Below are 22,934 nucleotides of genomic sequence, written 5' to 3' on the forward strand. Positions count from 1 at the left end.
AACGGGGTCCTGTGGCGGCTGAACCGATTCATTGCTTGGTGACCGGAGCGACCGGTTACATCGGCGCGCGGCTGGTGCCGCGCCTGCTTGACGAGGGCCATCGCGTGCGCGCGCTGGCACGCAACCCCGGCAAGCTCGACGACGTGCCGTGGCGATCCGACGTCGAGGTGGCGCGCGGCGACCTCGGCGACGTCGACTCCCTCATCAAGGCATTCGACGGGATCGACGTCGTCTACTACCTGGTGCATTCCATGGGCGGTGGAGCGAAAGACTTTGCCGCCGAGGAAGAACGCGCGGTACGCAACGTGGTGACGGCCGCCCGCCGGGCCGGGGTGCGCCGGATCGTCTATCTGAGCGGTCTGCACCCCGAGGACAAAGAGCTGTCTCCGCACCTGCGGTCCCGCAAGGCGGTGGGCGATCACCTGATCGACTCTGGAATCGAAACCGTGGTGCTGCAGGCCGGTGTGGTCGTCGGGGCGGGTTCGGCGTCGTTCGAGATGATCCGGCACCTGACCGACCGGCTGCCGGTGATGACCACCCCGAAGTGGGTGCACAACAAGATCCAGCCGATCGCGGTGCGCGACGTGCTGTACTACCTCGTCGCGGCCGCAACGGCGCCGGTGCCGTCCTCGCGCACCTGGGACATCGGCTGTCCCGACGTACTGGAGTACGGCGACATGATGCGGATCTACGCCGAGGTGGCGCGCCTGCACAAGCGCTACCTCATCGTGGTGCCGTTCCTGACGCCGACGATCGCCAGTCTGTGGGTGGGCACCGTGACACCGATTCCGCCCGGTTTGGCACGCCCGCTGATCGAGTCGCTGGAGTGCGACGCGGTCATGCACAACTGCGACATCGACTCGATCATCGAGCGACCCCCGGGCGGGCTGACGGGATACCGGCGCGCCGTCGCGGTGGCCCTCAATCGCGCGTTCGCCGGCCTGCCCGATCCGACCTGGGACTCGCTGGACTCCGAGCCGGCCGAGCTGTTGCCCAGCGACCCGGATTGGGCCGGCGAGATCATCTTCGACGACGTGCAGTCAGCTGCGACCTCAGCCGGGCCCGATGAACTGTGGAAGGCCGCGGAAAACGCCGCCAACCGCGGCCGGTGGTATTCGTTTCCGCTGGCGCCGCGACGGCGCTACTCGGCCACCCGGTGGAGCGTCGCGGCGAGCGAACCGGGCGAGAAGCTGCGGCTGCGGGCGGAAGTGCGCGCACCGGGACAAGCCTGGCTGGAGATCACCACCGCGCCGGGCAGGTACACGCAGCGGGCAATCTTCTACCCGCGCGGCATCCCCGGCCGGTTGTACTGGTTCCTGTTCCGGCCGCTGCACATGGCTGAACTCCGCAAACTGGCGCGCGACGTCGTCGCCGGCCAGTAGCTACAAAACGCCGAACATCGGCGGCAGCGCCAGCACCATGATCAGGCCCCAGACGAAGTGGGTCAGCATGGGCGCCAGCACGCCGCCGGTGGCACGCCGGGACAACGCGTTCACGGTGCCCAGGATCACCCCGGCGAACCCGAGCATCGGGTTTCCGCTGGCCATGGTCGCGGCGACGTACAACACCGTCGAGATAACCACCGGATGGTGCCGGCCCAGCGCCGTGTAGAGGGCGCCGCGGAAGAACACCTCCTCGGTCACCCCGTTGACCACGGTGATCAGCACGATCAGCAGGAACGGCCCCTGGTGTGCGTACTGCAGCACGCGGGTGATCCACGTGTCGATCGGCTGGATCTCCCGGACGATCAGGCCGCCCACCACGAAGATGCCGCCGAGGATCAGACCGATCGTGGTGCCGGTGATGACGGGACGCTGATTGCGGCCACGCCAGCAGATGCCGCCCAGGTGCAGGGGTCCGGAGGCGAACGCGCCGAGCAACCACACGGCGGCCAGCGCCAGCGTCAGCCAGTAGAAGCTGGCCTCGCCCGGCCGGGTCCGCAGCGAGATGCCCAGTATCGCGGCCCCGAGCACCAGCGTGATCGCGACGACGATGCGGCGGCGAAGCACGACGCCGGGCGGTTCATGATGCGGCACCGCGACTTTGACCATCGCGCGGCGGATCTCCTGGAAGGCGCTGGTGCGGTTGGGGGTAGCAGTTTGGGTCATGCCGTGCGGATCCTCGGGGTGAGCGTTAGCAGGATGTCCAGGCTGGTACGCAACGCACCGGCAAGGGGGCCGGGGACGATGTTAACCAGTCGGAGGGTGGGCCGCACGATGGGCGGCGTGACGGTCCGGGCGAGCCGGCGGATGCGTAAGGCGTCCCCGCCCGCCCATATCGGGTCGCTGTCGGCGAGATGGTGCGGGTCGGCCAGCGCGCTGACCGGGCGGGGCGGGTGATCGGTGTGGCCCGACAACGCCAGCGAAATCGCCTCATCGATGCCCAGCAGGCCGCCCGGCGGGTCGGGCACCTTGTTCTGCAGACCGCTGCCCGACGCGCGCATCGGATGGTCGAGCGACTCCACCAGGTCCCCGGCCAGGCCCCTGGGCACCGGCAGCGCTATCGCCGCGAACAGCGACGCGATCGAGGTGTCGATGCCAGGGACACGGCATGCGGCATGCCATCGGCCGGAAATGTGCGCGTATCGCTTGAGCAGGTCGCGGTAGGAGGTTGTTTCGGGGCCGCTGATGTCGTAGGCGCCGGCCGGGACCTTGTCCGGGTCGGCCGCAGCCACCAGGTAGTGCAGGACGTCGCGGATCGAGATCGGATCGAGCGGGTTGTGCATCCAGCTCGGCATCGGCATGACGGGAAACCGGTCACCGACGTAACGCAGGATCTCGAACGACGTCGACCCCGCTCCGATGATCAGTGCCGCGCCCAGCCACACCAGCTCCGGGCCGTTGTCGACGGAAAGGGACTCGGCCACCTCGGCACGGCTGGTCAGATGTTCCGACAGCGCTTCGTCGTCGGGTACGAACCCGCCCAGGTAGACGATGCGGCGCACCCCGGCGTCGCGGGCCGCGGTGGCGACGTTGGTGGCCGCCGCATTGTCGGCTTCGCGGAAGTTCGCCTGACCGATCCCGTGCACGAGGTAATAGACCACCTCGACGGGGCCGGCCGCGTCGAAAGCGGCCCGCGCCGACGCCGCATCCGCCGCGTCCAGCTGGACCGCCGTCACGTCGTCTGACCAGCCAAAGCGCTTGAGGCTGCTCGGGTTTCGGCTGGCGGCCACTACCTCGTGACCAACGTCCAGCAGTGCTGTGACCAGACGTGAACCCACATACCCGGTGGCGCCTGTCACCAGAATCCGCATATTCCCAACCTAACTGTCGCGTTCGGGGTCGTTGTAAGGGCCGAAAGCCCCGCGTTGCAGGGCAACTGTCCCCAGTCAGGTACCCCAACCCGGGCCTCGGCAAATCGGTGCAGGTCAACGGGTCGGTGAACCGCGACGACAGCGGCACCGTGACTGGCTACATGAGCATTACCTCAGGGGGAGATTCGGCACGTCCCGTCACACAGCTTTCCGTTGCCGAGAACACGCCATCAGTCGCGGGGGTTGCCGTGCAGTTCCCGCAGCACCTCAACAGCCAAGAGGACACCATCGCGGCACTGACCGACTTCGCCGGGCCGGAGTTCCGGCGTTTCGCCCTGAGCAGCGGCGTGCAAGCTCGGCACACGGCTCTGCCGCTCTCGCGCTACGCCGACCTCAGCGGGTTCAGCGAAGCCAACGACACCTTCATCGGGGTGGCACTTGATCTGGCCGAACAGGCGCTGCTCCGGGCGCTGGACACGGCCGGGGTGCGCCCGTGCGACGTCGACATCGTCTTCTCGACGACCGTCACCGGACTCGCGGTGCCGACCCTGGAGGCGCGTCTGGCCAAACGAGTGGGACTGCGCCAAGACGTCAAACGTGTCCCGCTGTTCGGCCTGGGATGCGTCGCGGGCGCGGCCGGCGTGGCCCGGATGCACGACTATCTGCGGGCATTTCCGGACCAGGTCGGCGTGCTACTGGCGGTCGAGTTATGTTCTCTGACGATTCAGCGCGAAGATAGCTCCGTGGCTAATCTTGTCGCATCCAGCCTGTTCGGTGACGGCGCGGCCGCCGTAGTGGCCACCGGTGCCCGCCGTGCGACATGTCGGGCCGCTCATGGCCCACAGGTCCTGGCCACCCGCAGCCGCATCTATCCCGACACCGAAGAGGTGATGGGCTGGAAGATCGGCAGTGACGGCTTCCGGATCGTGCTGTCGGCCGATGTGGCGACGGTCGCCGAGAAGTACCTGGGCGAGGACGTGCGGACATTCCTCGCCGACCACGGGCTGACCCCGGAGGACGTTTCGACGTGGGTCTGCCACCCGGGCGGGCCCCGGGTGATCGAAGCGGTGGAGAAGGGATTGGGACTGCCCGGCGATGCCCTGGATTACACTCGGAAGTCATTGCGCAGCAACGGAAACCTGTCGTCGGTGTCGGTACTGGACGTGCTCGCCGCCAATATGGCCGATCCCCCGCCGGCCGGGTCGATCGGACTGATGATCGCGATGGGGCCGGCATTCTGCTCGGAATTGGTACTGCTCCGATGGTAGGTCCTTATTACCTCCTGATCCTGGCGGTCGTGCTGGAACGGCTGGCCGAGCTTGCGGTGTCCCGTCGAAACGCGAAATGGTCATTTGCCCAGGGCGGCAAGGAGTTCGGTCGGCCGCACTACGTCGTCATGGTCATCCTGCACACCGCCCTGCTGGTCGGCTGCCTGGTGGAACCGTGGGCATTGCACCGCCCGTTCATCCCGTGGCTCGGCTGGTCGATGGTGGTGGTACTGGCACTCTGCCAGGGGCTGCGCTGGTGGTGCATCACGTCGCTGGGCAAGAGGTGGAACACCAGGGTGATCGTGCTGCCGCACGAACCGCTGGTGAAGAAGGGCCCCTACCGATTCCTGCACCACCCGAATTATGTTGCGGTGGTGGCCGAAGGCATCGCCCTGCCGATGGTGCACACCGCATGGCTGACCGCGATCATCTTCACGCTGGCCAACGCCGCGCTGCTGACGGTCAGGTTGCGCGTGGAGAACTCGGTGCTGGGTTACGCATGACGGACTACGACGCAGACCTGCTGGTGGTCGGGGGCGGCCCCGGCGGCCTGGCCACCGCGCTACATGCACGCGCACAGGGGCTTTCGGTGATCGTGGCCGAACCCCGGGAGGGCCCCATCGACAAGGCGTGCGGGGAAGGACTGATGCCCGGCGGCCTCGCCGAGCTCACCTCACTCGGCGTCGACCCGGTCGGCATGCCCTTTCGCGGAATCGCGTATGCCAACCAGCATCGCCGGGCCGAAGCGTTGTTCCGCACCGGCCCGGGCCGCGGGGTACGGCGCACCACGTTGCACGCGGCACTGGCGGCACGCGCCAAAGAGGTTGACACCGAGTGGATCCGGACGAAGGTGAGCACCGTCGCGCAGGACTCTTACGGTGTGTCGGCGGCGGGCGTGCGGACCCGGTGGCTGGTGGGCGCCGACGGGTTGCATTCGGCGGTGCGCCGCGCCGTCGGGATCGCCGCGACGCGCGGCACCCCGCGTCGCCACGGACTGCGCTGGCACTACCGGGTGCCGGCCTGGTCGGAGTTCGTCGAAGTGCACTGGTCGCGCTGGGGCGAGGCGTACGTGACGCCGGTGGAACCGGATCTGGTAGGCGTCGCGATCTTGTCCCGCCAGCGCCCGGAGCTCGACTGGTTCCCTTGGCTGGCAGCGCATTTGGACGGGGCCGACCGCACGCCGGCGCGCGGCTGCGGGCCGTTGCGGCAGGTGGTTTCCCGGCGCGTGGCAGGCCGGGTGCTGCTGGTCGGCGACGCCGCCGGGTACGAGGATGCGTTGACCGGTGAGGGCATCAGCCTCGCGGTCAAGCAAGCCGCCGCGGCCGTCGGCGCCCTCGTCGACGACGCCCCACAGGCCTACGAGCGTGCCTGGCACCGGGTGACCCGCGATTACCGGCTACTCACCCGGGGTCTGGTACTGGCCAGCACCCCCCGCGTGGTGCGCCGGGCGCTGGTGCCGGCCTGCACGGCGATGCCGCCCCTGTTCCAGTGGGGCGTCAACGTGCTCGCCTCCTAGCGCGCCTTCCACACCGGATCGCGCTTTTCGGCGAACGCCAGCGGCCCTTCCCGGGCGTCCTCAGACCTGATCAGCGAACGCATTTCGCGCATCGTGCGGTCCCAGCCCACTTCCTCGGCGGTGATCACGCCCTCGTCAACGCCGTAGGCGATGCGCTTACTGGCCTGCACCGACAGCGGCGCATTGACGGTCACCCGGGCGGCCAGGGTCAGGGCGGCATCCAAAACCGTGCCCTCCTTCACCACCTGGTTGATCAGGCCCCACTCGTAGGCGTCCGACGCCGTCAGTGGCTCGCCGGTCAACAGCAGCTCCATCGCGACCTTGTGCGGCAACTGGTCCATGATCCGGAACACGCCACCGGCAGCGGCGATCAAGCCGCGTTTCACCTCGGGCAAACCGAACTGGGCACGCTCGTCGGCCACCACCAGGTCACTGGCCAGCGCCAGCTCGGTGCCGCCGCCCAGTGCCGTCCCGTTGACCGCGGCGATGGTGGGCTTGTCGATGAAGTGGTGCACGTAACCGGCGAATCCCCACTCCGGACGATCCGGGTGGTAGATGTTCTCCCGGCGCGAGATCGCCTTGAGGTCGGCACCGGCGCAGAACGACTTGTCGCCTGCGCCGGTGATCACGACCGCCCGCACCTCGGGATCCTGCTGGGCTTCCTCCAGCGCATTACCGACCCCGATGCTCACCGCGCCGTTGACCGCGTTGCGGGCCTCCGGCCGGTTGATGGTGATGATCATGACGTTGCCGCGGCGCTCGACCAGAGCGCCGGGCGCTTCGTTGGGAACGTGGGTCACAGGAGCTCTAAAATGGTGGCGTTGGCCTGCCCGCCGCCCTCGCACATGGTCTGCAAGCCGTAACGAATTCCCTTGTCCCGCATGTGGTAGAGCAGTGTGGTCATGATGCGGGCACCGGAGCCGCCGAGGGGGTGGCCGAGGGCGATCGCCCCGCCGTTGGGGTTCAGCTTGGTCTCGTCGGCACCGATGTCCTTGAGCCAGGCCAGCGGAACCGGCGCGAACGCCTCGTTGACCTCGTAGGCGCCGATGTCGCCGATGGACAGGCCGGAGCGCTTGAGCACCTTCTGAGTGGCCGGGATGGGCGCGGTCAGCATGATCACCGGGTCCGCCCCGGCCAGCGTCGCGGTGTGCACCTTGGCGATCGGCTTCATGCCCAGTTCCTTGGCCTTCTCCGCAGACATGAAGAGCAGCGCCGCCGAGCCGTCGGAGATCTGCGAGGAGTTGCCCGCGTGGATCACGCCGTCCTCCTTGAAGGCGGGCTTCAGCGAGGCCATCTTCTCCATCGGGGTGCCGCGGCGGATGCCCTCGTCCTTCAGAACCACGTTCCCGTCGCCGTCCTTGATGCCCACGATCTGGTCGTCGAAAGCACCGGCATCCTGTGCGGCAGCGGCCTTTTCGTGCGAGTCCAGGGAGAACTGGTCGAGGTCGAGGCGGGAGAAGCCCCACTGCTCGGCGATCATCTCGGCGCCGATGCCCTGGTTGGGGATCTTGCCCTCGTAGCGGCTCAGGAAGTTCTCCGGGTAGGGGCGGCCACCGTTGGCCAGCGAAGCGCCCATCGGGGTCCGTGACATCGACTCCACACCACCGGCGACCACCACGTCGTAGTGGCCGGCCACCACACCGGCCGCGGCGAAGTGCACCGACTGCTGGCTCGAGCCGCACTGGCGGTCCACGGTCACCCCGGGCACCGATTCCGGCCAGCCGGCGGTCAGCAGCGCCGTCCGGCCGATGTCGAGGGCCTGCTCGCCGGCCTGCATCACACAGCCCCAGATGACGTCGTCGACGAGCTCGGGGTCGATGCCGGCTTTGGTGACCAAACCGTTGAGGACCTGCGCGGACAGCTCGGCCGGGTGCACCCCGGACAGTCCTCCGTTGCGCTTTCCGATGGGGGAACGCACTGCCTCGACGATGACGGCTTCAGCCATGAGATGTCTCCTTTGACAATAAGTAATTCCTTAGATTGTCAACCATCCGGTTGGGAGGGCGCGGGGCGGGGTGTCATTTAGCTATAGAACCTATGCATCCGGCCCGGTCACAGCGCCGGCGGCCCGTCCTTGTCGAACTCTTCGAGCAACCGCACCGGACGGAGGCACGTTCAGCCGCGATTGAAGACGATGAACAGGCCGGTGATCAAATCGTCTCGAGCGACGATGTAGTTGGTCAGAACCAGTTCGTCGGGTAGGCCCGTCTTGTCGAAGTCACCGTCGTAGCGGGCCCGAAGTACGGTCAGCCCGGAGCGGTCATCGGTGTCCAACACCTCCATGGTCACGCGGTCACCGACGATCTCCGCGGCCACCCAGCCTTCGATGGCAGCCGCGGTGGCGAATTCGCGCTGGTTGTCGTTGACGACCGCATCGGGGGCGAACGTCCGCATGACGGCGTCGATGCTGAAAGCGTTGACAGCTGCGACGTAACGTTGAGCGACGGAGTGCGTGTGAGTAGTCATGCACCAACCGTGGGCGCCGACGCCGCGGGAGAGTCAAGGCGGTTTGGCGGCCTTGACTCTCCCGCAACGGGAGACTTCACAATGAGCCCATGACCACCGGCATATCGATTGGCGACTTCTCCCGGATGACGCAGTTGCCGGTCAAGACGCTGCGCCACTACCACGAAGTCGGTTTGCTCGAACCGCATCGTGTCGATCCGGCCACCGGCTACCGGTACTACAGCACCGACCAGGCGCCGACCGCCCAGGTAATCCGACGCCTACGCGACCTCGGGATGCCGTTGGCCGACGTTCGCGCCGTCCTCGTCTCCGCACCGGCCGACCGGAACGCACTCATCAGCGCTCACCTGGCACGCCTCGAAGACCAGCTCGCCGCAACGCGGAGCGCCGTGGAATCGCTGCGGGCGATTCTCGATGCCCCGGCTCGCGATTCGCGGATTGAACACCGCACCGTCGCCGAGACCCCCGCCGCCGCGATCACCGCGACCGTCGATCGCGACGATCTGCTGCCCTGGTGGCAAGGTGCGGTGGGCGAATTGCGGGCGACGGTGCAGGCTGACCGTCTGCTCGCTCCGACCGGGGTGCCCGGGTCCTTGTTCGACTTCGACATCTTCGCCGGTGACCGGGGCGGTACGACCGTGTTCATCCCGGTCTCCGGGGCGGTGCGAGCGGTCGGGCGAGTGAGGCCGATGACCATTCCGGCAGCCGAATTGGTGGTCATCTCACACCGCGGTCCGCACGACGACGTCGACGTCCACTACAGCGTGCTGGGCGAGTACGCGACGCGCCACGAGATCAGCGTCGAAGGCCCGCTGCGCGAGTACTACGACCGGTTCGCCTGGGACACTGACGATTCCGCGGACTGGTTGACCTCGCTGTGCTGGCCGGTGTTTCGGGCCGACGCATGACCACGCTGCAGGGCCGGCGTGCGGTCGTCACCGGGGGCACTAAGGGGACCGGCGCCGCGGTCACCGCCTGGCTGCGTTCGCGGGGAGTGCGCGTCACCACGGTGGCTCGTCAACACAGCTCGGACACCGACGATTTCATCGCCGGCGACCTTTCGTCGCCGGCCGGAGTAGAGCAGGTGGCCGCTCGGATCCGTGAACGCGGCGGACTCGACATCCTGGTGCATGTGGCGGGCGGATCCGGTGCACCCTCGGGCGGCTTCGCCGCACTCGACGATCGACACTGGACCGACGAGCTCAACCTGAATCTGCTGGCAGCGGTCCGCCTGGACCGTGCGTTGCTGCCCACGATGATCGAAGCGGGCGCGGGGTCCGTCGTGCACGTCGGCTCGATTCAGAGCAGGATGCCGCTTTTCGACGGCACCCTGGGGTACGCCGCGGCCAAGGCCGCGCTGCGCGCGTACAGCAAGGGTCTGGCGAACGAGCTGGCGCCCAAGGGTATTCGCGTCAATACGGTGTCGCCGGGGTTCATCCAGACCAACGCCGCCGAGGATCTCATCACCCGGATCGCCGCCGCCGGCGATGGCGACCGCGACGCCGCCCTGCAATCGATGATGAACGCGCTCGGCGGCATTCCTCTCGGTCGGCCCGCACGCCCCGAGGAGATAGCCGCGGTCGTGGGCTTTCTCATCTCCGATGCCGCGGCCGCGGTGGTCGGTGCCGACATCGTGGTCGACGGCGGCACCGTAGCGACCGTGTGAGACTCAGATATTTGCCTGCCACTCGGCAATCCGCCGCTCGCGGTACCGGCGCTCGGGCTCGGCGACCGCCTCGGTGAGTGACGCGCGCGTCGCCTCCACCGCTTCGGCGAATCTTCCTTCCCTGGAAAGCAATTCGCCGCGTACGGCATACCAGCGCTGGTCCGGTTCCAGGGGCGCCAGTGCCTGCAATCCCGCTGCGGGCCCGTCTCGTTCAGCGATCGCGACGGCTCGGGCCAGGGCGACGGGAGCACTCGGCCGCACCGACAGCAGCAGGTCGTAGAGCCGGACGATCTCGGCCCAGTCGGTGGCGTGATAGGACGCGGCCCGGGCGTGCTCCGCGGCGATCGCGGCCTGCAGCTGATAGGGGTCGGCGACTCCCCCGGTGCGCCGCAACGAGTCGTCGAGCAGCCCGAGCGCTTCGGTAATCGCGGCGGTATCCCACAGTGTGCGGTCCTGGTCAGACAGCGGAATCGGCTCGCCGGCCTCGTCCAGGCGCGCGGCCCGGCGCGCCTCGGTCAGCAGTTGCAGTGCCAGCACGGCCATCGGCGCGGGCTCGTCAGGCATCAACTCGTGCACCAGGCGGGCCAGTCGCAGCGCCTCCCGGGTTCCGTCGACGTCGGTCAGCCGGTCACCGCCGGCCGCGGTGTGGGCGATCGTGTAGGAGGTGTGCAGCACCGCGCACACCGCCGCCAGGCGCGCCGGCAACTCGTCGTCTGCCGGCACCCGATACGGAATCGCCGCCGCAGCAATCTTTTTGCGGGTCCGGGTGAGGCGCTTGGCAACGGCCGCCTCACTGGTCAACAACACCGCCGCGATCTGCGCCGGCGACAGGCCGCACAGGGTGCGCAGCGCGAGGGTCACCTGCGCCTCCAACGCGAGTGCCGGGTGACAGCAGGTGAAGATCAGCCGCAGCCGGTCGTCGGCCACCACGCTGTCCGGCGGCAGGTCGGGAACCGACAGTTCCACGCTGGCACGCTCCTTCTGCGCCCGGGCGCCTTCCCGGCGCAGCAGGTCGATGGCGACCCGGCGCGCGGTCACCGTCAACCAGGCGCGCGGTTCGGCAGGCACCCCGGTGCGGGGCCAGTCGCGCATTGCCCGCAGCGCGGCCTCCTGCACCGCGTCCTCGGCGAGCTGTAGCGATCCCACCGTCCGGATGAGGGTCGCCAGGATGCGCGTGCCCTCCATCCGGACGGTTTCGGCGAGTGCAGCGTCGGTATCCATCAACCGACCGGGGGCATCAGCCGCCGAATTCGATGACCGGACGCACCTCGACGGCCCCGTCCCAGGCGGCCGGGATGTCGGCGGCGATGCGCAGGGCCTCGTCCAGGTCCGCCGCCTCGATCAGGTAGAACCCGGTCAGCGCTTCTTTGGTTTCGGCATAGGGCCCGTCGCTGGTGACGACGTCGCCACCACGCGCGCCACTGACGCGCACCGTGGTCGCGGTACCGGTGGGATACAGGGCGGCTCCGCCCCGGATTGCGGCCCCGTGGTCTTGGCCGAATTTCATGTATTCGGCCATGTCGGCGGCCTGTTCAGGGGCCGACCAGTCGACGTCCCTGGTGTAGGTGAGCGCGGCGTATTGCGGCATGGTGTCCTCCTGTACCGATCATGATGCGGGCATTTCCCGATCTCACCAACAGGACGATTGCCGCGATACCGAAAAGGACACTTGGCCCGAAAATTATCCGACCGGGTAGCCCACCGATTTGATCTCGGTGTACTGGTCGAATCCGGCGATGCCGTTCTGGCGTCCCACGCCGCTCTGCTTGTAGCCGCCGAACGGCGTGTCCGCGCCGTAGGGGGCGCCGCCGTTGACGCCGATGAAGCCGGCCTTGATGCGGCGCGCCACCGCCAGTGAGTGCTCCAGCGAACCCGACATCACATTGCCCGCCAGGCCGTACACGCTGTCGTTGGCGATGCGGATCGCGTCCTCCTCGTCGTTGAACGGGATGACCGACAGCACCGGCCCGAAGATCTCCTCCTGGGCGATGGTCATGGAATTGTCGACGTCGACGAAAAGCGTTGGGCGGACGAAGAATCCCTTGTCGAAGCCGGTGGGCGCGTCCGGTCCGCCGACCAGGGCGGTGGCCCCCTCCTCGACGCCCTTGCGGATGTAGCCCATGACGCGGTCGCGCTGACGCTCGGAGATCACCGGGCCGCACAGGGTTCCGGGGTCCTGGGGATCACCGCAGGTGACGTTCTCGTAGATGCTCTTCAGAATCGCCACGCCCTCGTCGTAGCGCGAGCGCGGCAGCAGCATCCGGGTCGGGTTGGCGCAACCCTGGCCGGCGTGCATGCACGGTGCGATGCCGATCGCGCAGGCCAGGCCGAAATCGGCGTCCTCGAGCACGATGGTGGCCGACTTGCCGCCGAGTTCGAGGAACAGCCGCTTCATCGTCGCGGCGCCCTTTTCCATGATCCGTTTGCCCACCACCGTGGAGCCGGTGAACGAGATCAGGTCGACCTTCGGAGAGAGCGTAAGCTCCTCTCCGACAAAGTGATCGGACGCGGTGACGACGTTGACCACCCCGGCGGGGATGTCGGTCTTCTCGGCGATCAGCCGGCCCAGTCGGGTGGCGTTGAACGGGGTGTTGGGCGCCGGCTTGAGCACGACCGTGTTGCCGGTGCCCAGCGCTTGGCCGAGCTTGTTCAGAGTCACCTCGAACGGGAAGTTCCACGGCACGATCGCGCCGACCACGCCCACCGGCTCCCGCCACACCTTGATGGACGTGTTCGCGCCGGTCAGGCTGATGACCCGGTCGCCGAGGTCGGTCTCCCAGGCGTACTCGTCGATGAGCCGGGCCGGGTACTTCAGCCCGTCTTGGAGCGGGGCGTCCAGCTGCGGGCCGAAGGTGATGGCGCGCGGCGAACCGACCTCGAGGATGAGTTCCTCGCGCAGCTCCTCCTTCTCCTCTTCGATCGCGTCGTGCAGCTGCAGCAGGCAGCGCTTGCGCAGCTCCCGGTTGGTCGACCAGTCGGTCTCGTCGAAGGCGCGCCGCGCGGCGTCGATGGCCCGGTGCATGTCCTCCTTCGAAGCGTCGGCGACCTCACCGAGCGACTCCTCGGTGGCCGGGTTGATGTTGGTGAACGTGCCCGCCTGGCCGTCGACGAGCTTGCCGTCGATCATCATCTTCGGCTCGAACCGGACCTTTACAGTGTCAGCCATATTTGTTCAGCTCTCTTTTGACAAGGCGCTGGTGAGAGCGCCGGGACGTAAACGGCCACCCGCTAGACACTAACTCTACGGTGAGCCTTACCGGAAAGCACCCGGTTGGTCTACTGCGGATCGAACAGCACCGGTACCGAGGTGGGCGACCGGAAGACCTGTCCGCGAATGTGGGGGTCGTCGGCGTCGGGATCCAGCCGCAGGTTCGGCAGCCGGTCCAGCAACAGGTTGATCGCGGTGCGCATCTCCAGCCGGGCCAGGTGCATGCCCAGGCACACGTGTACGCCGTGACCCCAGCCCAGGTGCGCCCGCGCCTGCCGGTGGATGTCGAAGGTGTCCGGGTCGGGATAACGATCTTCCTGACGGTTCGCCGAACCCAGCATCGGCATCACCGTGGCGCCGGCCGGGATCGCCACCCCGCCGAGTTCGGTGTCGCGGGTGGCCACCCGGGTGATGGTGAGCAGCGGCGGCTCCCAGCGCACACCCTCTTCGATGGCCTGCGGCAGCAGCGACCGGTCCGCGCGGATCGCGTTAAGTTGCGCGGGATCGGACAGCAGCGCCAGCAGCAGACTGCCCAGCGCGCGGTACGTCGTCTCGACTCCGGCGGGCAGCAGCAGCCGCAGGAACGAAAAGATCTCCTCGTCCGCCAGCTTTTGTCCGTCAATCTCGGCCGCGGCCAGGGCACTGATCAGATCGTCTTTCGGTTCGGCGCGCCGGGCTTCGAGGATGGGTGCGAAGTATTCGCACAACGCCGCCGCGGCCGCGAGCCCACGTTCCGGGTTCATCAACCAACTCAGTAGCGAGATCGACCACCGCTGGAACTGGGGGTAGTCCTGCTCGGGCAGGCCCAACAGGCCGGCGATGATCTGACTCGGGTAGTCGAAGGTGAACTCCTTGACCAGGTCGGCTCGGCCGTTGGGCGCGAAGTTGTCGATCAGGCTGTTCGCCACCCGGGCCACCAGTTCGTCCTGGTACCGCGCCAATGATTTCTGCGAGAAGGCTTTTGACACCAGTGACCGCAGTCGGCCGTGCACCGGCTCGTCCATTCCGAGCATCACGTGTTCGCCGAGCACCGGGCCGAATGCGGCAATGACGGCGGCCGAGGAGAACGTCTCGTTGTCGCGCAGCATCTGCTGGACGTCCTCGTGGCGATACACGATGAACATCGGCAGCGACTCCTCGTGCGGAAGCGCCCCGGAGGTCTCGAGGCGCTGCACGGGTTCCTCGCGGCGCAACCGGGCCAGCTCCGTGTACGGGTCGCGGACGTCACCGGAGATGGCGTCGTCGAAGGCGCCGAAGTCTTCCAGATCGTCGAATAGCTGTTCCATTACTGCCTTTCACTCCCCTTGTTACGCTTCGCCACCAACGACGCCACCCGCTGCAGTAGCGGCTGCGGCACCACGCGTGCGGTGAATACCATCGCCCGTTGCGCAGTCGTCAACGGATATGCTCCGCCCCGCATCGAACCCTGCTTTGGTATGCCCAACACCAGCCGGGAGGCATGGTGCATGCCGGCGGCGGGCAGGATCCTGTTCAGCGCCAACAACATTGAGGCATCCAGGCCCACCCCGCGGCGACGGAACGGCTTAGTGTCGCCGAGCGCCGTGAGCAGCCCGTCGGTGAACCGTTCGGGTGGTCTGGCCAGTTTCATCGCTAGCCGCCCACGGGTGTTCATGGTCTGGTGCACGCGGGCGTACGGTCCGCCGAGATCGCGGTTGTCGGTGGTGCCGGCATCGGTGATGATCTCCGTGTCGTAGGTGCCGGCCACCAACACCGTGACGCCCAGACCGAATGGAGCGATCTCGCATGCCATCGACTCGCCCCAGCGCTCAAGGGCCCCCTTCGCCGCCGAGTACGGGGCGGTAGCCGGTTGGCCCCGAACCCCGGCAGCGCTGGATACCAGCACGATGCGACCCACACCCGCTGCCCGCATCGACGGCAGCAGCGCCTGGGTCAGCAGGACGGGGCCGAGGACGCTGGTGGCGAACATCCTCTGCCACAACGCCCTATCTGTCTCCTCGACCACTCCCGCCGCCGAGATGCCCGCATTGTGCACCAATGCGTAGGGTGTCCCGACGGTCTCTTCGATGGCCTTGGCGGCGGCCGTGATCGACGCGGGGTCGGTGAGGTCCAGCTGCACCGGGACCAGCCGGTCCAGCCGGTCCACGTCTTGGGCCGCGCCGGTTGCCTGCTGTAGCAACGGGAGTGCGCGGTCCGGGTCGCGCATGGCCGCGACCACCCGCCACCCCTCGCGGTGCAGGCGCACTGCCGAAGCGAAACCCAGCCCGCGCGATGCACCGGTGATGACGACGGTGCGGGGCTCAGTCATGCTTGGCCGCGCAAGGGCCTTCGCCCGCCGGCGGCGGGTCGACGTGCGGCCGGCCGTCGGGCATTCCGCTCATCCAGGTCGACCAGATGCCGACCGAGTAAGGGCCCGGCGCCCCTGCGCGCTCGTAAAATCCCTGTGGGTCATAGACTTTGGCTTCCGGATAGGGCCATGGGCAGGCGACGGAGGTGGCCGCCTTGGTGGCCTTGATGACGGCGAACCACGCGCCGTAGGCGAAATAGGACACGTTGATGATGGCGAACATGACCACGAACGTTCCGAGCACCGGGCGGCTGGGAAACAGCCTGGCCTTCGCGGCGAGCTTCTCGGCCACCGATTTGCCGGTGTCGTCGCGGTAGCACAGGATTGCGGCGGGAACCATCACGAACGTCACCGAGAACGATTCCCAGATCAGCGGGAACTGAAAGGTGGTCCCAGTGAACACCGAGCCCCAGGGAATCACCTGCGAGTAGATGTACATGCCCATGTGGACGAGCTGAATTTCCAGGAACGCGTCGAAGACGAAGCCGATCGCGCACGTCAGCAGACCCAGGCTGAGCAACGGGTGGCGCGACACGAAATGCTGCGGCCCCTTGCTGGCCTGCCACCTGCGCAGGATCCAGACGGCCGGGAAGTACGGGCCGAAATAGAACGTGACGTAACCGAACACCACGAAGGGTTCCACGGTCGGCGACAGCGACACCAGCGGCCAGGACTCCGGCCAGTGCGTGAGGTCGGGGTTGTAGACCGCGAACGGCGCCCAGTTCATGATCGGGTCCTGCCACACGATCAGCGTGGTGCACAGGAACATCAGCATGACCGGACTGCCCGGGTTGCGCCGCCATCCCCTGATGAAGACCACGAGCAGGACGATCAGCATCGCGATGGTGGAGATCTCGAGGAAGGTGATGTAGTCCAGGCCGAAGACGAAGCGCACGGGGCGCGGCCGCCCCTGCACATTCGGATTCGCCACTCGCGGATCGAGCGCCGTGCGGCAGTTCGCGAGGAAGAACAGCGCAAATGCGGCCAACGCAACCGCGGCAATCCAGCTGCCCCAGTTAATGTTCCGGCGCCGCAGGTCGGGCTCGGCGGTCTTCACCGGTGCGGCCATGTCGTCATCCGTCCTCTCCGAAGCGATCGACCAGGTGCGAGTTGACCCCGTCAGCATCCAGCGTCCGCGCGACCAGATAGCCCGCCCCCATCCAGGCCCGGCGGGTCCACTTGCCGAACGACACCCGCGTGCCGGGCGCCCCGGCCGCGGCCGGCATCATCTTCACCCGCTCGAGCGCCTCTTTGACGCCGCGTGGACTGAGGGGGTGCGCGTCGGCGAACGCGCGCACCAACGTCTCGGCCACGTCGCGATTGACCGGCGGCACACAGTATTCGGGACGGCGTCCGTCGTATCTATTGGCGTAGCGGTCCAGGAATTCCTGCCCGACCTGATTCGCCTCGTCATACTGATCCACGCCGATCCAGCCCATGAACGCGTTCCACATGATCGGGTTCACCCAGGCGTTCTGGAAGGCGGTGGTGGTGAATCTCGGGGGATCCCAATCGACGGCCTGCAATGCCGGGTTGATGAAGACGATCCCGAATCCGAACCCGAGATGAACGATCGCTTCAGCCTTCGCGTCGTGCAGGGTGCGCACGGCGTCGTTGATGTCCTGGGCGGTCTGCGCGATCGGCGCCTCGGCGACGATCCGAATACCTTTGCGCCGCAAAGCGTTCCGGAGATTTCTCAGATAGCTCTCACCGATCAGGTTCTGCTCGACCAGAACTCCGATCTGGGTGAACCCGCGTTTCGCCACCAGGTCCGCAAGGAAGATCGGCTCGTCGGTCATCGAGCCCTGCGGGAACGCGAATGTCCACTCACCCAGCCAGTCGTCGGTGCCCGTCACACTGATCGCCGGAACCTTGAACCGCTCCTCGATCGCCTCCCGGGTGGGGACGCAATTGTCGGTGATGTGCGGGCCGAACACCACCAGGCATCCTTCGTCGACGAGGTCGCCGAACGCGTCGATCACCGCCTTGACCGATCCCTTGGGCAGGCCCTCGACTTCGCGGTAGATCATCTGCACCGGGCGGTCCAGCTGACCGTTGGCCAGGGCCTCTTCGAAGACCAGGTCGAAGCAGCGGGTGAAGTCCGCCAGCATCTCCTCGGGAAAGCCGGGCGGCAGCGTGAAGTCCATCAGGTAGCCGACCTTGATCGGCTCTGCACTGCTCTCGTAGGACATCCGGCCTCCCCAGCTCACCGACTCCCCGGAGGGTGTAAAACCTAATATTTGTTCAGACGCTAGCGGTGGTCCTCAGTAGCGTCAATCATCGGCCATCCTCGCCCAGGTAGAGCTCGATCATCTCGTTGAGCGCCCTGCTCACCGCCGGGTCGTCGGTCAGCGGCCCGGCGATGGCGGCACGGGCCGCCTCGGACCGGCTCAGCCCTTCCGCGATCAGCCGGCCCGCGGCGATCAACACGCGGGTCGAGGCAACCTCACGCAGACCGCCGGTTTCCAGACGACGAACGGCCTGGCCCAGGCGCACCAGCTCAGCCGCGGTCCCATGGTCCACACCAGCTTCGTGCGCCACGATGCCCTGTTCGATATCGGCTGGCGGAAAACCGAATTCGAGAGCCACCATGCGCTGGCGGGTGGAGTCCTTGAGATCCTTGAGGACACTCTGGTAGCCGGGGTTGTACGACACCACGAGGCCGAATCCCGGCGCCGCATCCAGGGTGACGCCGAGGCGCTCGATGGGCAGCTGACGCCGGTGGTCGGCGAGCGGGTGCAGCACCACGGTGGTGTCCTGCCTGGCCTCCACCACTTCGTCCAGGTAGCAGATCGCACCCTCGCGCACCGCTCTGGTGAGCGGACCGTCCACCCACACCGTTTCCCCGCCCTGCAGCAGATAGCGACCGACCAGGTCCGCGGTGGTCAGATCGTCATGGCACGCAACGGTGATCAGCGGCCGGCCGACGTCGTGAGCCATCGCCTCGACAAACCGGGTCTTGCCGCAACCCGTCGGCCCTTTGAGAAGCAGGGTCAGGTTCTGCCGGTAGGCGGCCTTGAAGACGGCCTCTTCGTTACCGACCGCCCGGTAGTACGGCCGCGCCCGGTCCGCCCCGGGCTGGGCGTGGTGAACGAGCGCGGTCTCGTGGGCCATGACTTCCCTTCTGCCGTTGCCCGGAGACTAACCGGAACAGATGTTTGTTTACAACTCTGGCGCACCGGCGAAGGACTTCCGGCGGGCCTCTGCGGAGCGCAGTGCGGACCGGAACAGCGGCCCGATCACACCGGCAAGTTGATCCGGGCGCGCGACGATCGCGTGCGCGGTGTCGCCGAACACCCGGCGCAGGGACGGCCCGCCGGTTCCGACGGTCAGGCACACGCAACCGGTTCCGCGACGCCGGCTTTCGGTCAGCGCGCGGCGCGCGTCCGCTGCACCGTAGGGGCGCTCGTAGCCATGGTCGAAGGCGAGCCCGTCGGAGACCACCACCAACAACCGCCGCGAAGTACCGCCCCGTGATTCCAGCACCGCCGAGCCGTGCCGGACAGCCGCGCCCAGACGCGAATACGCGCCGGGCTGCAGGCTGTTCAGTCTCCTGATCACCCGGGCGTCCAGACGGTCGTCGAAGCGCTTGACAGCAAGCATGCTCACCGCTGCCCGGCCCTGCGAACAGTAGGCGTAGACCGCCACCCGATCACCCAGATCATGCAGTGCCACAGTCAGATTGGCGACGACCGCGCGCTGCTGTTCGTGCACCGTCCGGCCCAGCGTTCCCGGCTCGGCCGCCGACCCCGACACATCGAGCAGCAGCAACACCGACAGGTCGCGCCGCCGTCGCAGGCTGTCGAAGTACACCGCCTCGCCGGGGACCGAGCCGGCCAGCATCCCCACCCGCTCTTCGACCGCGGCGTCGATATCGATGTCGTCGCCCTGCGACTGACGGTGACGGCGGTGCAATCCCATACCCAGCCGCGACAATGGCCGCCGCACGGCGATTGCATCGTCGATTGCCTGGTTTGCCGTCGCGTCGATGGTCGGTTCGGTCTCTCGCACGGTGCACCAGGCGGGGCGGTAGCGCCGGCGGGTGACGTCCCACTCCGGGTACCGGACACCGTCCGGCGCGGCAGGGCGGTCGTCGACCTCCTTGCTCCGGGTCGCGGCCAGTGACCAGACGGCGTGCGATCCACGCCTGCCGGAGTTGGTCCGGTGCGTCGGGCTGTCCGCGCCGGGCGGTCCGCCACCGCTACCGGTCTTGCGCGCGGAGGAAAGCATCTTCTTCAGCCAGGTACCGATGAAACCTCCGCCACCGACCGGGCTGGTAAACGGATCGTCGAAGTCCTCGGTCTCGCCGTCATCGAGCTCGTCGAGCTGCCGCCTGCCGTCTCGTCGGGGCGTGTGTTGCGGACTCGACGAATCCTGTTGGGCGGACTGCCGGTCACGGAGAGCCAACACCTTCGACGGGCGGATCACACCGAAACCCGCCACCTCGTCGATCGCCGCGGATCCGCCGGCGATGCGCAGCGACCGTTGCGGGCAGTCGGTGTGGCCGGCGACCTCGGCATCGCCCAGGTCCGTCAGGATGCCCGGCAGCAGAGCGGCATTGGCGACCAGGGCACGGTGGCCCTCGATCGCCAGATAGCGCCTGGCCAGCCGACGGTGCCGCGCCAGGGACCGCATCACGTGGCTGTCCAGGCTGCCCGCGGCAATCAGCGAGGCCTGCACCGCGACCGCCTCGAGCCCTGCCCGCTGTCCCGCAGTACCGTCCACGAAGATCGTCTGGCCGTCGGTCCAGGCGGGTGCGCCCGGCTGGGTGTGTGCCACGGCGACGGGCCTGCCTGCCCATGCGGAAGCCAACATGCCCAGCGCCTGCTGCCGGTGAGCCTGCGGGTCGTCCACGCGCCCACCTCCGAACGACCGGCCGGATTGACCAAATATCTGTTCCAACGTAAAGTTCGGCTTGGCTGCAGTCAATCACGCGCAGACGGGGTTCGAACGCAAACGTGGATTTCTCCTATCCGGCCGAGGTCGAGCGGTTCCGTGCTGAGCTGCGTGTGTGGTTGTCGGCCAACCTGACCGACGATCTGATCGCGGCGCGGCGACCCTCCGGCCGCGACGAAGCGGCGTTCGACAAGCTGCGCGCCTGGAATGCGACCATGGCCGACGCGGGCTGGGCGGCGGTCTCCTGGCCCGTCGAGTACGGCGGCCGCGGTGCGACGGTGCTCGAACAGCTCGTCTACACCGAGGAGACGACGCGGGCCCGAGCGCCGTTGCCGCTCAACGTGATCGGCATGAACAACATCGCACCGGCGATCATGCAGTACGGCACCGAAGCACAGAAGACCACGCTGCTGCGCCGGATGATGCGGGCCGACGACATCTGGTGTCAGGGCATGTCGGAACCCGAGGCCGGATCGGACCTGGCCGCCCTGCGCACCCGGGCGGTGCGCGATGGCGACGACTTCGTCGTCACCGGGCAGAAGATCTGGACTTCGCTGGGACACAAGGCCAAGTGGTGTCAGCTGTATGTCCGCACCGATCCCGACGCGCCCAAGCACAAAGGCATCTCCTGCCTGATCGTCGACATGACGCTGCCCGGCATCGAGGCCCGTCCACTGGTAACCCTCAATGGCGACGCCGATTTCGCCGAGGTCTTCTTCCACGATGTGCGGGTGCCCGTCGATGCGCTGCTCGGCCCGCTCAATGGCGGCTGGCAGGTGGCGACCACCACCTTGAGCCATGAGCGCGCCGGAGCGGCCCGCCTCTACGCGGAGTTGGAACTGCGGCTGGACGAATTGGTGGCCGACTTCGCCGATGTCGGCGATGCCCTGACAGATCCGGTGGTGCTGAGACGATTGGGTGAGATCGCGGTCCGCATCAAGTATCTCGAAGTCCTGTGCCAGCGGTCCATTTCGGCGGCGCTGCACGGAGGTCCGGAAATCACCGCGTTCGGGTCGGCGAGCCTGGCCAAGACGGTGTGGGGCGAGATCGGCCAGGAGCTTGCCGCGCTGGCGTTCGACGTGCTCGGCACCCGCGGGGTGCACGGCAGGTGGAGTGACTACCGGCTGACGTCGCGATCGCTGACCATCGCCGGCGGCACCACCCAGATCACCAAGAACATCACCGCACAGCGGGTCCTGGGGTTGCCGCGCAAATGAACCTCGAACTGGACGACGAGCGAATCGCGCTGCGGGACACGGTACGACGCTTTCTTGCCGAGCGGGCATCGATTGCGGGCCATGTGCGCCCGATGCTCGACGATCCCACCGGCACCACCGATGCGGTGTGGAGCGGCCTCGCCGATCTCGGAGCGACCGGGGTACTGGTGCCGGCCGAACTCGGCGGCGCCGGCATGACGATGGTCGACGCGGGCATCGTCGCCGAAGAACTCGGCGCCGCCCTGCATCCCGGGCCTTGGTTGTCCACGGCGGTGGCGGCGACCCGGCTGTTGACCGCCACCGGTGGCCAGGCGGGCGCCGACATCCTCACCGCAATCGCCGACGGCACCTGCACAGTCGCTGTCGCCGGGTTGGCCGAGCAGACAGAAAGGCCCCGCGTTTCGGCACGAAACGGGGCCTTCAGTGTCTGCTCGGCACCGGTGGCCACGCCGGACGCGGCGGCTGCGGATCTGCTCCTGGTTTTCGACGGCACTGCGCTCTTCGCCGTCAGGGCCGACGACACCGGTGTCTCGGTGACCGCCGAGCCCGGTATCGACCCGACCCGCAAGCACTTTCGCGTCGCTTTCGCCGATGCCGGCGCCCAGCGACTGGGCGCCCTGTCCCCCGACGACGTCCAGGCGGTCACCGAGGATGTGCTGATCGCCGCGGCCGCCGACGCCCTGGGTGCCGCCAGTGCCGTCATGCACATGGCGATCGAATATGCCAAGACGCGCAGCCAGTTCGGAGCACCCATCGGTTCGTTTCAGGCGGTCCAGCACCTGTGCGTCGACATGTTCGAGACGGTGGAACTGGCCCGCAGCGGCGTGATCCACGCTCTATGGGCGGCGGGGAACTCACCCGGCGAACGTCAGCTGGCCACCATCCGGGCGAAGGCCTTCGCCGGACGGCTGGCCACCGTCGGCGACACCGCAATCCAGGTTTTCGGGGGTATCGGCTACACCTGGGAGCACGACGCCCACCTCTATCTCAAGCGCCTGTTGAGCTGGAGCTCGTTGCACGGCGGACCGGACCGGTATCTCACCGAAGTCGGTGCGCGGCTCGCCAAGAAGGCACAGCGGTGACCGCTTCCCTCGACTTCGCGGGACAAGTCGCGATCG

22 protein-coding genes are annotated in these 22,934 nt (G+C 67.7%); 8 read left to right on the forward strand and 14 right to left on the reverse strand.

Going from position 1 to position 22,934, the window contains the following annotated elements; all coding sequences use genetic code 11:
* The first annotated feature begins 11 nt into the window (after positions 1–11).
* The gene (locus QXK92_RS23075) at positions 12–1,382 is read left to right on the forward strand and encodes a DUF2867 domain-containing protein (RefSeq protein WP_306246439.1); all 1,371 of its coding nucleotides are present in this window, start codon (positions 12–14) and stop codon (positions 1,380–1,382) included.
* Here the strand turns inward: QXK92_RS23075 and QXK92_RS23080 are convergent, their stop codons facing one another.
* Positions 1,383–2,108 (reverse strand): CPBP family intramembrane glutamic endopeptidase, encoded by a 726-nt coding sequence (locus QXK92_RS23080; RefSeq protein WP_306245541.1) that lies wholly within the window; start codon positions 2,106–2,108, stop codon positions 1,383–1,385.
* Positions 2,105–3,253 carry an NAD(P)H-binding protein gene (locus QXK92_RS23085; protein ID WP_306245543.1) on the reverse strand — a complete coding sequence of 383 codons (1,149 nt, stop codon included), beginning with the start codon at positions 3,251–3,253 and terminating at the stop codon, positions 2,105–2,107. The genes QXK92_RS23080 and QXK92_RS23085 overlap by 4 nt, the downstream gene beginning before the upstream one ends.
* A gap of 125 nt (positions 3,254–3,378) precedes the next feature.
* Here QXK92_RS23085 and QXK92_RS23090 point away from each other — a divergent pair, with 125 nt between their 5' ends.
* The 3 genes from QXK92_RS23090 to QXK92_RS23100 are packed head-to-tail and all read left to right on the forward strand — an operon-like array spanning position 3,379 to position 6,037.
* The gene (locus QXK92_RS23090; protein ID WP_306245546.1) at positions 3,379–4,521 is read left to right on the forward strand and encodes a type III polyketide synthase; all 1,143 of its coding nucleotides are present in this window, start codon (positions 3,379–3,381) and stop codon (positions 4,519–4,521) included.
* Positions 4,515–5,024, forward strand: coding sequence for an isoprenylcysteine carboxyl methyltransferase family protein (locus tag QXK92_RS23095; RefSeq protein ID WP_306245547.1), 510 nt, complete (start codon positions 4,515–4,517; stop codon positions 5,022–5,024). Before QXK92_RS23090 ends, QXK92_RS23095 begins: the two co-directional genes overlap by 7 nt.
* Positions 5,021–6,037 carry an NAD(P)/FAD-dependent oxidoreductase gene (locus QXK92_RS23100; protein ID WP_306245548.1) on the forward strand — a complete coding sequence of 339 codons (1,017 nt, stop codon included), beginning with the start codon at positions 5,021–5,023 and terminating at the stop codon, positions 6,035–6,037. Before QXK92_RS23095 ends, QXK92_RS23100 begins: the two co-directional genes overlap by 4 nt.
* Here the strand turns inward: QXK92_RS23100 and QXK92_RS23105 are convergent.
* The 3 genes from QXK92_RS23105 to QXK92_RS23115 all read right to left on the reverse strand — a co-directional run bounded on the left by QXK92_RS23105 (position 6,034) and on the right by QXK92_RS23115 (position 8,503).
* On the reverse strand, positions 6,034–6,837 hold the full coding sequence (locus tag QXK92_RS23105; RefSeq protein ID WP_306245550.1) for a crotonase/enoyl-CoA hydratase family protein: 804 nt from the start codon (positions 6,835–6,837) through the stop codon (positions 6,034–6,036). The two genes, QXK92_RS23100 and QXK92_RS23105, sit on opposite strands and share 4 nt — an antisense overlap.
* Positions 6,834–7,982 (reverse strand): acetyl-CoA C-acyltransferase, encoded by a 1,149-nt coding sequence (locus QXK92_RS23110; protein WP_306245551.1) that lies wholly within the window; start codon positions 7,980–7,982, stop codon positions 6,834–6,836. The genes QXK92_RS23105 and QXK92_RS23110 overlap by 4 nt, the downstream gene beginning before the upstream one ends.
* A gap of 170 nt (positions 7,983–8,152) precedes the next feature.
* Positions 8,153–8,503 (reverse strand): nuclear transport factor 2 family protein, encoded by a 351-nt coding sequence (locus QXK92_RS23115; RefSeq protein WP_306245553.1) that lies wholly within the window; start codon positions 8,501–8,503, stop codon positions 8,153–8,155.
* A gap of 89 nt (positions 8,504–8,592) precedes the next feature.
* Here QXK92_RS23115 and QXK92_RS23120 point away from each other — a divergent pair, with 89 nt between their 5' ends.
* Positions 8,593–9,411: a MerR family transcriptional regulator gene (locus QXK92_RS23120; protein WP_306245555.1), complete on the forward strand. Its 819-nt coding sequence runs from the start codon at positions 8,593–8,595 to the stop codon at positions 9,409–9,411.
* Complete coding sequence (locus QXK92_RS23125; protein WP_306245557.1) at positions 9,408–10,169, forward strand: SDR family oxidoreductase; 762 nt, start codon at positions 9,408–9,410, stop codon at positions 10,167–10,169. The genes QXK92_RS23120 and QXK92_RS23125 overlap by 4 nt, the downstream gene beginning before the upstream one ends.
* A gap of 3 nt (positions 10,170–10,172) precedes the next feature.
* Here QXK92_RS23125 and QXK92_RS23130 read toward each other — a convergent pair whose 3' ends face one another.
* The 9 genes from QXK92_RS23130 to QXK92_RS23170 form a co-directional block, all read right to left on the reverse strand.
* Positions 10,173–11,390 (reverse strand): RNA polymerase sigma factor, encoded by a 1,218-nt coding sequence (locus QXK92_RS23130; protein ID WP_306245559.1) that lies wholly within the window; start codon positions 11,388–11,390, stop codon positions 10,173–10,175.
* A gap of 16 nt (positions 11,391–11,406) precedes the next feature.
* Positions 11,407–11,757, reverse strand: coding sequence for a YciI family protein (locus QXK92_RS23135; protein WP_306245561.1), 351 nt, complete (start codon positions 11,755–11,757; stop codon positions 11,407–11,409).
* Between the two features lie 93 nt (positions 11,758–11,850).
* Positions 11,851–13,335, reverse strand: a complete 1,485-nt coding sequence (locus QXK92_RS23140; RefSeq protein WP_306245563.1) for an aldehyde dehydrogenase family protein — start codon at positions 13,333–13,335, stop codon at positions 11,851–11,853.
* Between the two features lie 110 nt (positions 13,336–13,445).
* Positions 13,446–14,663, reverse strand: coding sequence for a cytochrome P450 (locus tag QXK92_RS23145; protein ID WP_306245564.1), 1,218 nt, complete (start codon positions 14,661–14,663; stop codon positions 13,446–13,448).
* Positions 14,663–15,664, reverse strand: a complete 1,002-nt coding sequence (locus QXK92_RS23150; RefSeq protein ID WP_306245566.1) for an SDR family oxidoreductase — start codon at positions 15,662–15,664, stop codon at positions 14,663–14,665. Before QXK92_RS23150 ends, QXK92_RS23145 begins: the two co-directional genes overlap by 1 nt.
* On the reverse strand, positions 15,657–16,799 hold the full coding sequence (locus QXK92_RS23155; RefSeq protein WP_371934309.1) for a spirocyclase AveC family protein: 1,143 nt from the start codon (positions 16,797–16,799) through the stop codon (positions 15,657–15,659). The genes QXK92_RS23150 and QXK92_RS23155 overlap by 8 nt, the downstream gene beginning before the upstream one ends.
* Positions 16,777–17,895 carry an ABC transporter substrate-binding protein gene (locus QXK92_RS23160; RefSeq protein WP_306245569.1) on the reverse strand — a complete coding sequence of 373 codons (1,119 nt, stop codon included), beginning with the start codon at positions 17,893–17,895 and terminating at the stop codon, positions 16,777–16,779. Before QXK92_RS23160 ends, QXK92_RS23155 begins: the two co-directional genes overlap by 23 nt.
* An 85-nt stretch (positions 17,896–17,980) precedes the next feature.
* Positions 17,981–18,817: a CbbQ/NirQ/NorQ/GpvN family protein gene (locus QXK92_RS23165; protein WP_306245571.1), complete on the reverse strand. Its 837-nt coding sequence runs from the start codon at positions 18,815–18,817 to the stop codon at positions 17,981–17,983.
* A 48-nt stretch (positions 18,818–18,865) separates the two neighbouring features.
* On the reverse strand, positions 18,866–20,518 hold the full coding sequence (locus tag QXK92_RS23170; protein WP_306246442.1) for a nitric oxide reductase activation protein NorD: 1,653 nt from the start codon (positions 20,516–20,518) through the stop codon (positions 18,866–18,868).
* A gap of 143 nt (positions 20,519–20,661) precedes the next feature.
* Here QXK92_RS23170 and QXK92_RS23175 point away from each other — a divergent pair, with 143 nt between their 5' ends.
* Both QXK92_RS23175 and QXK92_RS23180 read left to right on the forward strand, forming a co-directional pair.
* The gene (locus tag QXK92_RS23175) at positions 20,662–21,816 is read left to right on the forward strand and encodes an acyl-CoA dehydrogenase family protein (protein WP_306245573.1); all 1,155 of its coding nucleotides are present in this window, start codon (positions 20,662–20,664) and stop codon (positions 21,814–21,816) included.
* Positions 21,813–22,898 carry an acyl-CoA dehydrogenase family protein gene (locus QXK92_RS23180; RefSeq protein ID WP_306245575.1) on the forward strand — a complete coding sequence of 362 codons (1,086 nt, stop codon included), beginning with the start codon at positions 21,813–21,815 and terminating at the stop codon, positions 22,896–22,898. Before QXK92_RS23175 ends, QXK92_RS23180 begins: the two co-directional genes overlap by 4 nt.
* The last annotated feature ends 36 nt before the right edge of the window (positions 22,899–22,934 follow it).

This window comes from Mycobacterium sp. TY815, assembly GCF_030755135.1.
GTDB lineage: Bacteria > Actinomycetota > Actinomycetes > Mycobacteriales > Mycobacteriaceae > Mycobacterium.

What these genes read in the sequence shown, in the direction of transcription:
- QXK92_RS23150 (WP_306245566.1), bottom strand. Translation starts at nt 15,664, where the DNA reads ATGACTGAGCCCCGCACCGTCGTCATCACCGGTGCATCGCGCGGGCTG.
- QXK92_RS23145 (WP_306245564.1), bottom strand. Translation starts at nt 14,663, where the DNA reads ATGGAACAGCTATTCGACGATCTGGAAGACTTCGGCGCCTTCGACGAC.
- QXK92_RS23135 (WP_306245561.1), bottom strand. Translation starts at nt 11,757, where the DNA reads ATGCCGCAATACGCCGCGCTCACCTACACCAGGGACGTCGACTGGTCG.
- QXK92_RS23160 (WP_306245569.1), bottom strand. Translation starts at nt 17,895, where the DNA reads ATGTCCTACGAGAGCAGTGCAGAGCCGATCAAGGTCGGCTACCTGATG.
- QXK92_RS23115 (WP_306245553.1), bottom strand. Translation starts at nt 8,503, where the DNA reads ATGACTACTCACACGCACTCCGTCGCTCAACGTTACGTCGCAGCTGTC.
- QXK92_RS23140 (WP_306245563.1), bottom strand. Translation starts at nt 13,335, where the DNA reads ATGGCTGACACTGTAAAGGTCCGGTTCGAGCCGAAGATGATGATCGAC.
- QXK92_RS23170 (WP_306246442.1), bottom strand. Translation starts at nt 20,518, where the DNA reads ATGTTGGCTTCCGCATGGGCAGGCAGGCCCGTCGCCGTGGCACACACC.
- QXK92_RS23165 (WP_306245571.1), bottom strand. Translation starts at nt 18,817, where the DNA reads ATGGCCCACGAGACCGCGCTCGTTCACCACGCCCAGCCCGGGGCGGAC.
- QXK92_RS23095 (WP_306245547.1), top strand. Translation starts at nt 4,515, where the DNA reads ATGGTAGGTCCTTATTACCTCCTGATCCTGGCGGTCGTGCTGGAACGG.
- QXK92_RS23085 (WP_306245543.1), bottom strand. Translation starts at nt 3,253, where the DNA reads ATGCGGATTCTGGTGACAGGCGCCACCGGGTATGTGGGTTCACGTCTG.
- QXK92_RS23130 (WP_306245559.1), bottom strand. Translation starts at nt 11,390, where the DNA reads ATGGATACCGACGCTGCACTCGCCGAAACCGTCCGGATGGAGGGCACG.
- QXK92_RS23080 (WP_306245541.1), bottom strand. Translation starts at nt 2,108, where the DNA reads ATGACCCAAACTGCTACCCCCAACCGCACCAGCGCCTTCCAGGAGATC.
- QXK92_RS23100 (WP_306245548.1), top strand. Translation starts at nt 5,021, where the DNA reads ATGACGGACTACGACGCAGACCTGCTGGTGGTCGGGGGCGGCCCCGGC.
- QXK92_RS23110 (WP_306245551.1), bottom strand. Translation starts at nt 7,982, where the DNA reads ATGGCTGAAGCCGTCATCGTCGAGGCAGTGCGTTCCCCCATCGGAAAG.
- QXK92_RS23125 (WP_306245557.1), top strand. Translation starts at nt 9,408, where the DNA reads ATGACCACGCTGCAGGGCCGGCGTGCGGTCGTCACCGGGGGCACTAAG.
- QXK92_RS23120 (WP_306245555.1), top strand. Translation starts at nt 8,593, where the DNA reads ATGACCACCGGCATATCGATTGGCGACTTCTCCCGGATGACGCAGTTG.
- QXK92_RS23180 (WP_306245575.1), top strand. Translation starts at nt 21,813, where the DNA reads ATGAACCTCGAACTGGACGACGAGCGAATCGCGCTGCGGGACACGGTA.